9 protein-coding genes are annotated in these 10,014 nt (G+C 66.4%); 5 read left to right on the forward strand and 4 right to left on the reverse strand.

The annotated features are described in order from the left end of the window. Nucleotides 1–123: 123 nt before the first annotated feature. Both ACFWTE_RS23735 and ACFWTE_RS23740 read left to right on the forward strand, forming a co-directional pair. Complete coding sequence (locus tag ACFWTE_RS23735; RefSeq protein ID WP_378782072.1) at nt 124–930, forward strand: helix-turn-helix transcriptional regulator; 807 nt, start codon at nt 124–126, stop codon at nt 928–930. Further along, nucleotides 927–1,097, forward strand: a complete 171-nt coding sequence (locus ACFWTE_RS23740; protein ID WP_378782073.1) for a DUF397 domain-containing protein — start codon at nt 927–929, stop codon at nt 1,095–1,097. Before ACFWTE_RS23735 ends, ACFWTE_RS23740 begins: the two co-directional genes overlap by 4 nt. 57 nt (nt 1,098–1,154) lie before the next feature. Here ACFWTE_RS23740 and ACFWTE_RS23745 read toward each other — a convergent pair whose 3' ends face one another. From ACFWTE_RS23745 to ACFWTE_RS23755, 3 genes are all read right to left on the reverse strand, one after another. Further along, on the reverse strand, nt 1,155–2,330 hold the full coding sequence (locus ACFWTE_RS23745; RefSeq protein ID WP_378782080.1) for an IS30 family transposase: 1,176 nt from the start codon (nt 2,328–2,330) through the stop codon (nt 1,155–1,157). A 471-nt stretch (nt 2,331–2,801) separates the two neighbouring features. Next, nucleotides 2,802–3,371 (reverse strand): DUF5956 family protein, encoded by a 570-nt coding sequence (locus tag ACFWTE_RS23750; protein WP_378782074.1) that lies wholly within the window; start codon nt 3,369–3,371, stop codon nt 2,802–2,804. Continuing rightward, nucleotides 3,329–4,132 carry a hypothetical protein gene (locus ACFWTE_RS23755; protein WP_378782075.1) on the reverse strand — a complete coding sequence of 268 codons (804 nt, stop codon included), beginning with the start codon at nt 4,130–4,132 and terminating at the stop codon, nt 3,329–3,331. Before ACFWTE_RS23755 ends, ACFWTE_RS23750 begins: the two co-directional genes overlap by 43 nt. A 503-nt stretch (nt 4,133–4,635) precedes the next feature. Here ACFWTE_RS23755 and ACFWTE_RS23760 point away from each other — a divergent pair. Further along, nucleotides 4,636–5,541, forward strand: a complete 906-nt coding sequence (locus tag ACFWTE_RS23760; RefSeq protein WP_378782076.1) for a transposase family protein — start codon at nt 4,636–4,638, stop codon at nt 5,539–5,541. Nucleotides 5,542–5,651: 110 nt separating this feature from the next. On the opposite strand, the gene ACFWTE_RS23765 is transcribed toward ACFWTE_RS23760, so the two are convergent. Further along, nucleotides 5,652–5,837: a hypothetical protein gene (locus ACFWTE_RS23765; RefSeq protein WP_378782077.1), complete on the reverse strand. Its 186-nt coding sequence runs from the start codon at nt 5,835–5,837 to the stop codon at nt 5,652–5,654. 218 nt (nt 5,838–6,055) lie between these two features. On the opposite strand from ACFWTE_RS23765, the gene ACFWTE_RS23770 reads away from it, so the two are divergent. Both ACFWTE_RS23770 and ACFWTE_RS23775 read left to right on the forward strand, forming a co-directional pair. After that, the gene (locus ACFWTE_RS23770) at nt 6,056–7,417 is read left to right on the forward strand and encodes a GntP family permease (protein WP_378782078.1); all 1,362 of its coding nucleotides are present in this window, start codon (nt 6,056–6,058) and stop codon (nt 7,415–7,417) included. 396 nt (nt 7,418–7,813) lie between these two features. Then, nucleotides 7,814–9,835, forward strand: a complete 2,022-nt coding sequence (locus ACFWTE_RS23775) for a PhoX family protein (RefSeq protein WP_378782079.1) — start codon at nt 7,814–7,816, stop codon at nt 9,833–9,835. Nucleotides 9,836–10,014: the final 179 nt, after the last annotated feature.

The raw sequence follows: 10,014 nt of genomic DNA on the forward strand, positions 1-10,014 counted from the left end.
AAGGGAGGAGCGACCAAGAACGACTATGCACAGTCCCAGGCCAGGGCGCTATGGCAACAGTGAAACTGTTTTTCCATGGGGCTTTCGGTGGCCAAGAGTTGCACTCTGTTGTTAAATGTGGTCATGTCTCAGGAAGTTCAGAAGAAGTGGGTGCCCTTCGGCAAGACTGTTCGAAAACTCCGCGTGGAACAGGGGTTATCCCTTGCTGAAGTGGGGGCGAGGCTCGGGGTCACCGGCTCCATGGTCGGCAGCATCGAACGCGCTACGCGGGTTGCAAAGCGCCAACACGTGGACAAACTGGAGGCGCTCTTTGCAACAAACGGCGATCTGCTCAGCTTCTGGAAGGACACCCGCCTCGAAGGCACGGTCCCCGAACAACTTCGGAGCGCTCTATCGCTGGAACGCAGAGCCACCCAAATCAGGGAATACCAGTCGATCATTTTCCCAGGCTTGCTACAGACCACTGCCTATGCTCGTGCCCTGGTCACAGCGCGAACACCTGAATCCAGCGATGATCAAGTGGATGAGATCGTGCGGGCGCGAGTGGTGAGACTCGATGCCCTCAAAGAACGCTCCGTGAAGCTCTGGTTCGTGGTGGACGACGTCGTGCTTCGCCGTCCCGTCGGGTCTTCCGAAGTTCTGACAGAACAACTGGACTGGGTAACCAAGCTCATCAACACCGGTACGATCCGATTCCAAGCGATCCCCCTTGAGGGAGCTCCCGGGTTGTGCGCTCCCTTTCGACTGGTGAGCCTGGCCCCCCGAAGGATGGCCCTCTACCTGGAGCACGCCATGGGGGGTGAGATCGTAGAGTCTCAGGAGACCGTCGAGGGAGCCCACGACCTGTTCAGTGCTATGCAGAGCGAGGCGCTTTCAACGCGGTCCACGCTTGAGCTGATCAGTCAGATTAAGGAGCAGCTGGCCGCATGAACGACTGGCACAAGTCCAGCTACAGCGATGGTGGCGGCGGTAACTGCGTGGAGGTGGCCGAGGGCGAGAAAGTCCTGGTCCGCGACACCCAGAACCGGGATCTGGGGCACCTCGACTTCGCCCCAGGCGCATGGGGAGCCCTGCTGGGGACCCTCGTCGCAGAGTAAACGAACCGGACCCCGCCAGGTGGGCGGATTCAAGGGGTCTTCGCAACACCTCGTTGATCACACGAGTGTATGCAGACGCTCGGCTGGAGTCTTCCAGCCGAGCGTCTTGCGTGGCCGACCGTTCAGTTTCTGAGCCACGTGCTCCAGGTCCAGCGGGTCGTGCACCGACAGATCGGTGCCCTTGGGGAAGTACTGGCGCAGCAGCCCGTTGGTGTTCTCGTTCGACCCGCGCTGCCAAGGCGAGGCGGGGTCGCAGAAGAACACCGGCACCCCCGTAGCAACGGAGAACGTCCTGTGGCCAGCCATCTCGCTGCCCTGGTCCCAGGTCAGCGCCCCCCGCAGATGCTCGGGCAGCGACCCGATCAGCTCGCTCAGCACACCCCCGACCGCCTCGGCGGTGTGCTCGCCGGGCAGGTGCCCCAGCATCACGTACCGGGTGGAGCGCTCGACCAGGGTGATGATCGCGGACTTGTTGTACGCACCCGTGATCAAATCGCCCTCCCAGTGCCCGGGAACAGCACGGTCCTCGATCTCGGCGGGGCGCTCGCTGATCATCACCATCGGGTCGGTGAACCGGCTCTGTCGTCGTTCAGGTGAGCGGCGGGGCTTGCGTCGGATGCGGCCGGTGCGCAAAGCGGCGGCGACCTCGCGTTTGAGCCCGCCACGGGCCTGGACGTAGAGCGCCTGGTAGATCGTCTCGTGGCTCACACGCATGTCCTGGTCATCAGGATGGTCCTCAACGATGCGGTTGCTGATCTGTTCGGGGGACCATTGTTCCTCCAACCCCTGGGCGACGTAGTCGCGCAAGGGGCCGGGGCAGGCGAGTTTGGCCGGTTTGGGACGCGCCCGCTGTGCGAGGGCCCGGCGCTGGGCCCTGTAGGCACCGTAGGAGCCGTCGGTGTCGCGGTGGTGGTCGAGTTCACGCTTGATCGTGGACGCAGGTCGCCCCAGATCGCGGCCGATCGCTCGCAGGCTCCATCCCGCCCGGTGAAGGTCCGTGATTCGTTCCCTCTCGGGCAGGGTCAAAAAGCGTGGGTGCACCTGCTTTTCGAGCGCGTCCATCACCGGTTGCGGGCTGGTCATGGACTCTATGGTGGTCTGCCCGGTGGAGTAGTTCACCCGGCGGCCATCGGCATAGATCCTTGAGTTGCCGGACTTGCGTACCCCGCGGTCCCAGTCTTTGGCGGTGCGCTCGTTGATCCCGACCCGCCGGGCGGCCTCGCGGCGAGGCACAGCGCTCTTACGCAGGCGGTGGTACTCGTTGCGGGCCGGGTGGGGGCGTTGCCGTCGTTGGGAGCGTAGTCCGGCTTTGCGTGCCCATCCGAACGCGGTGTTGCGGTTGATACCAAGGGAGCGGGCTAGGTCTGTGACGTTGCCGGTCTGGGCCATCAGCTCCAGGAACCTGGCCCGCAGCCGGGCCAGTTCTTCCTTCGAAAACGACACGGTGGCCGCAACCTCCCCAAAAGCACAAGCTCGAAGTCCGCGTCGGAGAACACCTTCACGCCGGACGCATCTGCTTTCTTGGTGAGCTTGCGTCAGTAGACGAGTTCCTCCTCGGCTTCGGTGTGGCGGTTGATGAGCTGTACTCAGTGGACCTTGTCCCACGCATCGAGCAGATGCAGGGTGCTGTCGGCAGTGGGTGGGCGTGAGTATTGGGCCCACCTTGCTCGTTTGCCGCGAGAGCGGATCGGAAAAGCTCAGATCCTATTTGTACATGATGTCTGCCACCTCTCTCATGACATCGCGTTCTTGAACTGGCATCAGATCCACCGGATGTTTCGATAGGTGTTCTGTGAAGCGGGAAAACAAGCGGTCCTCGCTCTCCACTCCTTCGGGAAGCTCGACGAACCAACGGTATCCACATGGTTGAGATGGAACTCGCGCGCCGGTGAGGTATTCATGAATTCCGGATTCCACGGCTGAACGGTCGCCACAGGTTCGTTCCTCCCACCAAGTGGTGCGCTGTCCATGCTCTTCGCACACGACCTCTACTGGTTCGGGTGGGCGCAGGTCCAAGCAGCGGTTCACATGTTCAGGGCCGATGAGCCAGATGGCAAGGGCGTGCCATCCGGTCTGGGGTACTTCGACCCATCGATGGCCCTCGGGGTTGTGTTTTTCTCCTCCCTCTGGTGGGGTCGGAAAGACCGGGTAGTCTGACCATGATTTCTTTCCCATGAATATTACCCCTCTTCGTAGAGAAAAGGCCCCCCGGAGAGCCGGGAGGCCTTTCTTTACGTTGGTGACCAGAAACAGTTCCCGGATCCTGTCGGGCATTCGAATGTCCGTGAGGTCAGCGTAGGCATCCCCATGGGACCTAGGCCCTGAGGCCACACGTATGCCTCCACGTTGGCATGGTACAGACTCGCGTCGTCCAAGCGGTTGCTGCGGATGGGGCCGAAGTTCCTCCGGTAGTTCGCCGCGCCCTCGAAGAGCTCAAACTGGCCGATTTCCATGTCCACCATGAACATTCCGCAGTCCGAGTCGGGCCACAGGGGTACTTGTTCACGGCACTGTACCCGTGTCTCGTTGAACGACAGGAGGGGGCCGGCCTCCCAGATGAAGGTGGTATTCCAACGTGGGCTGCGGCCGTTCATCTGGGTGCGGATCACCACGTCGAAGTGCCCGTGAACCGCAGTGGGGTCACCGAAGGCGGCGTTGCCCTTGGTCTCATCCACGTAAGCGGTGACGCGACGGTGGCAGATTGACCCGCTCTCACACCAGGAGTCGTAGTCGTCCGCAGCAGATCTGATATCGGCGGGAGGAGAAACGAGGACCTCGTCCTGCTCGATCGTCTCTGCAGCAGCCCCTGGCTCTTCAGTGTCGTCGGGAGTGATGCCCGACCCGTCGGGCGTGCTGAGACGTCCTCCTAGGCATAACCAAGATTCGAGCTCTCTTTCCTGGGCTTCTTGGATGCAGGCGTCGAGGGCCGGTGAGGTATCGACGTCCTGAGGAAGCTCCTGGGAGGCCGCAGGGGCAGTCCCCAACAAGCCGAGGCCAAGCACCAAAACGACGAGAAGAATTAACCTTGATTTCATCTATCATCCCTAAATTGGCTGGGGTGATAATGGTTTCAGTAACTGCTCCTGGGTGTCCATGTTTTGGCCGGTGGTGGACATGGTGAAGATTCCTTTGATCTGCAGTTTCTGGGGAAATCTCCTGGTGGGGATGCGTTTATTCTTCTGGTGAAATATTGCCTCCGGGGGTCCTGTGATGGTAATGGTGGTTCTGCTCGCTAAGGCTTAATTTGTGGAATTGTCGTTCTTGGCAGACCGCCCTGTCGTTGCCCCGCGAGGAAGTGGAGGACTCGGGACCTTCGGTGATGGCGGAGAGCACTGCGAGGTAGACGTCGTGGAACGTCTGCGACGCCCAAGATGTCATGGGAGGCACGGGGCTCCTTGCTGCGGTTGATTCTGTGGGGAGAGGGCCGTCCAGCTCGGGACGGCGTTCGGAGAATCGTCCCGATGGGTGGTCAGTGGTGTTACGAGTTGGTGCGTGATAGCGGGTGAAGTCCGCTGAAGAGTCGTGACATGCTCTGGCTGTGGCGATCAAGCTCAACCGCGCGGTCCTGGCCCACCCCTGGTTCACCGGTATCTCCCGTCACCACCTGGCCGCGCTCGTCGAGGAACTGGCCCACCCCTGGGAAGTGGCCGTGGAAGACCACAGGAACCAGGTCCGGGGCGGGTCGAGGAAACGGGCAGCTGGGGCGGGTGCCCGGCACCGCCTGGTCTTCGTCGGCCGCCTGGTGGCCACTCTGATCCACCTGCGCCATGACCTGCCGCACGCGGTCCTGGGCCTGCTGTTCGGGGTGGACCGCTGCACCATCACCCGCGCCGTCGGCCAGATCCGCACCCTGCTGGCCGAGCGTGGATACGCGGTCCCGAACCGCCCGGGGGTGCGTCTGCGCACCTTGGAAGACGTCTTCGCCTACGCCCACGCCGAGGGTGTGGAACTGCGGCTGGACGCCACCGAGATCCAAGTCCGGCGGCCACGCGCGGGACGGGGCGGCCTGCGGGCGTTCGTCTCGGGCAAGAAGAAGCAGAACACGATGAAGGCCACCGTCGTGGCCGACCACCACGGGCGCACCTTGTGGACCGACGCGATGCGCCTTCGGCAGACGCGTACTTGTTGGTCGTCCCAGTTGACGTCCGGAACGTGCATGCCGAGCTGTTCCCCGGCACGCGCGCCGTTGCTGACGGCCAGGGCCAGCAGCGCGCGATCCCGAATGGCGTCCCTCGTTGACTTGGCGTGTCGTTCGGTAGTCCGGTCAATGGGTAGCTGGCAGGCGCGGGTGAGGTCGAGCCAGATCATGCCGGGGGCGGTTGTCGGCCGTTCGGGGGTGATGGTCACGCGGCCTCGCTTCGGGAGGTGGTGGCTGTTCCATCGGGCCCAGTGGCCCACCACGGACAGTAACCCGCCGTGGTGGGCACGTCACCGGATTGGCTGAAACCGGCCACCACCAGGCCTGCCACCGGAGCGACCCGGGAGCAGGAGGTCAGCCCTTCTCAGGGCCGCCCAGGTGCGGCACCTACCGTTCGTGCGTCAAAGAGCGTTGCGTCAGTCCTGCGGCTCCACGTACACCACGCCCCCGCCGAACAGCCCGGCCTTACGCAACCGGGTCTGCGCTTCCCGGGCCACATGCGGACCCAGGTCCTCGCCCTCGGACAGTCCGTGGTCCTCGCGGAACCGGGCCTCCTGCTCAGGGGACATGGGCAAGCTGGTCTCGAAATCATGGGTGGTCATGGTGCCAGCGTAGACCGGGGACGGGGCGGCAGCGTAGAAAGCCCCTCCGGAGAGGGGTTTGTCCGCGCGGGAGGTCTACGCCGGGGGAGAGGGAAGCGCTGTGACGAACGAGGGCGTGTCCCAGTGAGCCCCCGGGAACCGGCCTGGACGGCCGCTCACCGACCTGACAGCCTTCTCCAAAACACCCCCTCACCGTACATACCTAAGGAAATCCGCCCGTGACCGCGCTCCTCGTCCTCATCGTCCTCGTGGCGGGCATCGTGCTCGCCACGGCGCGCTGGAAGATCCACCCCTTCCTCGCGCTCATGGGCGCCGCCATCCTCGGCGCCTTCGCCTTCCGCATTCCGCTCACCGAGATCGTCACCACCGTGACGACGGCGTTCGGAAGCACCCTGGGCAACATCGGCCTGGTCATCCTCTTCGGCACCATGATCGGTGTGATCCTGGAGCGCTCCGGCGCCGCCATCTCCATGGCCGAGGCGCTGATCCGGTTGATCGGCACCCGGTTCCCGAACCTGACGATGACGCTGATCGGCTACATCGTGTCGATCCCCGTGTTCTGCGACTCCGGGTACGTGGTCCTCAACTCGCTGCGCAAGGCGATCACCCTGCGCACCGGCGTCTCCTCGCTGGCCACCGCGATCGCGCTGATGACCGGCCTGTACGCGACCCACACGCTCGTGCCGCCGACCCCGGGGCCCCTCGCCGCCGCGCAGAACATCGGCATCGCCGACAACCTGGGCATGGTCATCGCCCTGGGGCTGCCCGTCTCCGCCGTGGCCGCGCTGGCCGGCCTGGGCTACGCGACCCTGTTCTCCCGCCGGGAGTTCACCCCGCTTCCGGCCGAGAGCGACGACGACATCTCCACGCAGACCTATGAGGAGCTGCGCGCGAGCTACGGCCGGCTGCCCAACGCCTTCGCCGCGTTCCTGCCGATCCTGCTGCCGCTGCTGCTCATCTGCGCCTCCTCGGTCGCCAACCTCCCCGGCCGCCCGATCGGTGAGGGGACGGCCTTCGGGATCGTCGCGTTCCTGGGCACCCCCGTCATCGCGCTCATCATCGGCCTGATGGCCGCGACGACGCTGCTGCGCGGCCCGGGCAGGACCGCCCGGTTCAACGAGCAGGTGCACGAGGCGGTGCGCGTCGCCGCCCCGATCCTGCTCATCACCGGTGCGGGCGCCTCCTTCGGCGCCGTGCTGGCGGCCTCGCCGCTGACCGGCTTCCTGTCCGAGAACCTGGCCGGGCTCGGCATCGGACTGGCCGTGCCGTTCCTGATCGCCGCCGCGCTCAAGACCGCCCAGGGCTCCTCCACCGTGTCGATCGTGAGCACCTCCGCGCTGATCGCGCCGATGCTCGCCTCGCTCGGGCTCGCCTCCCCCGAGGGCATGGTCCTGACCGTGCTCGCCGTCGGCGCGGGCGCGATGGTCGTCTCGCACGCCAACGACTCCTACTTCTGGGTGGTCTCCCAGCTCAGCCGCATCCCGGTGGCAACGGCCTACCGCACCCTCACCGTGGCGACGGCCGTCGAGGGCGTCGCCGCCTTCGCCGCGATCCAGGTGCTCGCCCTCTTCCTGCTGTGACCCGCTGCCCCACTCCGGCGCGCACGGCCCCGAGGCGGTGCGCGCCGGACCTGGGGCCCCGACCTGCGCGAGGTGTGGGCGCCCGCGGACGGGGAAGGGGACCGGTCCACACGCGGGGGTGACCGGGCGTGGCTCTTGGACCACGGGGCGTCCGGTGTGTGAGGATCGCGGCACACGTCGACGGTGGGTGCCCAGGCGGTCGCGGAGCATGAACGGCCAGGAATGCGACGGAGTTGTGAGGGCGTTCACCTCGGTTTCACCTGTGCGAGTGGAACATCGGCCAAGGTCAGAAGCGTCCGGCCGGAACCCCGCCGGACGAGGACGACCCGCGTGCCCCGGTCCGACCCCGCGATGGACCAAGCGCGCGGGAGCAGCCATGATCCCCAAGGAGTAGGTGTGCCCGAATCCGCGCCCCGACGTCGCCCACTGCCGTTGCTCGGCCAGGTAGGGGGCGGTCGCTCCCGCGCGACATGCGCCCTGCGCTGTGGCGACGCCTGCTTCCACCCCGCACCCAACACCAGTGACAACGCCTACTTCGGCGACATCTTCCAGAAGGCCCTCTCGCGCCGCAGCGCACTGCGCGCCGGAGCCGTCGGCGCGGGTGTCTCCGCCCTCGGGCTCTCCGCGATCGGCACCGCCGCCGCCGACCGCGGGCCCGGGCGCCCCCACCCCGCGCCCCGGCCGACCTTCACGAGCGTCCAGCCCAACACCGACGACAAGGTCACCATCCCCCGCGGCTACGAGCAGCACGTCATCATCCGCTGGGGCGACCCCGTCCTGCCCGGCGCCCCGGAGTTCGACCTCAACGCCCAGACGGCGCAGGCCCAGGAGCAGCAGTTCGGCTACAACTGCGACTACGTGGGCTTCCACCAGCTCGACGACGACAACGGCCTGCTGTGGGTCAACCACGAGTACACCAACGAAAACCTGATGTTCCCCGGGTACACGAACGGTGCGTCGGCCGACGAGGAGCACATCAGGATCGCCATGGCCGCCCACGGCGGGTCCATCGTGGAACTGAAGCGCCAGGGCCGTACCGGGGAGTGGCGCCTGTCCGACGGGGAGCGCGCCTTCAACCGGCGCCTCACGGCCACGACCCCGATGCGCCTGACCGGCCCCGCCGCCGGACACGAACTGCTCAGGACCCAGGGCGACCCGGACGGCACCCTGGTCAAGGGCATGCTCAACAACTGCGCGGGCGGGATGACCCCCTGGGGTACCTTCCTCAGCGCCGAGGAGAACTTCAACCAGTACTTCGGCAACGCCCCCGCCGAAGCCGAGTACGCCCGCTACGGCATTGGCACCGGCAACTCCAGCCGCCGCTGGGACCGGGTCGACGAGCGCTTCGACCTGGCCAAGCACCCCAACGAGGCCAACCGCTTCGGTTACATCGTGGAGATCGACCCCCTCGACCCCGGGGCGGAGCCGTGCAAGCGCACCATGCTCGGCCGCTTCAAGCACGAGGGCGCCACCGTCCGCCTCACCGACGACGGCCGCGTGGCCGCGTACATGGGCGACGACGAGCGCTTCGACTACATGTACAAGTTCGTCAGCGCGAAGAAGTACGTCGAGGGCTCGCGCCGCCACAACCTCACCCTGCTCGACACCGGGACCCTGTACGTGGCCCGCCTGTCCGGCAACAGCCCGGCCGAGGAGTTCGACGGCTCCGGGTCGCTGCCCGAGGACGGCGAGTTCGACGGCAGCGGCGAGTGGATCCCCCTGTGCACCGACACCGAGAGCTTCGTGGACGGGTTCAGCGTCGCCGAGGTCCTCATCCGCACACGCCTGGCCGCCGACACCGCGGGCGCCACCAAGATGGACCGGCCCGAGGACTTCGAGCCGAGCCCGGTCACCGGCAAGGTCTACTGCGCGCTGACCAACAACTCCGCCCGCGAGCCCGGCCAGGCCGACGAGCCCAACCCGCGCGGCCCCAACAGGCACGGCCACATCCTGGAGATCGTGGAGTCGGGCGACGACGCCGGCGCGACGGAGTTCGCCTGGAACGTGCCCATCGTCTGCGGCGACCCCGAGGACGAGGACACCTACTACGCGGGCTTCGACAAGTCGAAGGTCATGCCGATCTCGGCCCCCGACAACCTGACCTTCGACAAGGACGGCAACCTGTGGATCTCCACGGACGGCCAGCCCGGTGCACTGGGCATCAACGACGCCCTGCACGTCGTCCCCGTCGAGGGCCGCTTCCGGGGTGAGCTGAGGACCTTCGCCACGGTCCCGGTCGGTGCGGAGGCCTGCGGGCCCCTCATCTCCGAGGACAACAAGACGGTGTTCCTCGCGCCCCAGCACCCGGGTGACGGGGGCTCCTTCGCGGAGCCCACCAGCACCTGGCCCGACGGTGACTTCCCGCGCCCCTCCGTGCTGTGCATCTGGAACAGGACGGGACGCGACGTCGGCAAGTAGACGCCCTCCTCCGGGAGGGAGCGGGACACCGGCCCCGGCTCCGTCGTGGGGGCGGCCGGGGGCGGTTCCTCCCGCGGGGGACCGGTGGTCCGCACCGTAGGCAGAGGCCCCCGTCCCGACGACGAGGGGCGGGGGCCTGGAGCAGGCAGGGGGCCGGTACGCGCAGCGGCGCGTACCGG

The sequence above is a fragment of the Nocardiopsis sp. NPDC058631 genome (genome assembly GCF_042716955.1).
Taxonomy (GTDB): Bacteria; Actinomycetota; Actinomycetes; order Streptosporangiales; family Streptosporangiaceae; genus Nocardiopsis.

Coding starts and splice junctions, on each gene's coding strand:
- ACFWTE_RS23735 (WP_378782072.1), top strand. CDS start 124: ATGTCTCAGGAAGTTCAGAAGAAGTGGGTGCCCTTCGGCAAGACTGTT.
- ACFWTE_RS23740 (WP_378782073.1), top strand. CDS start 927: ATGAACGACTGGCACAAGTCCAGCTACAGCGATGGTGGCGGCGGTAAC.
- ACFWTE_RS23750 (WP_378782074.1), bottom strand. CDS start 3,371: ATGCCCGACAGGATCCGGGAACTGTTTCTGGTCACCAACGTAAAGAAA.
- ACFWTE_RS23755 (WP_378782075.1), bottom strand. CDS start 4,132: ATGAAATCAAGGTTAATTCTTCTCGTCGTTTTGGTGCTTGGCCTCGGC.
- ACFWTE_RS23765 (WP_378782077.1), bottom strand. CDS start 5,837: ATGACCACCCATGATTTCGAGACCAGCTTGCCCATGTCCCCTGAGCAG.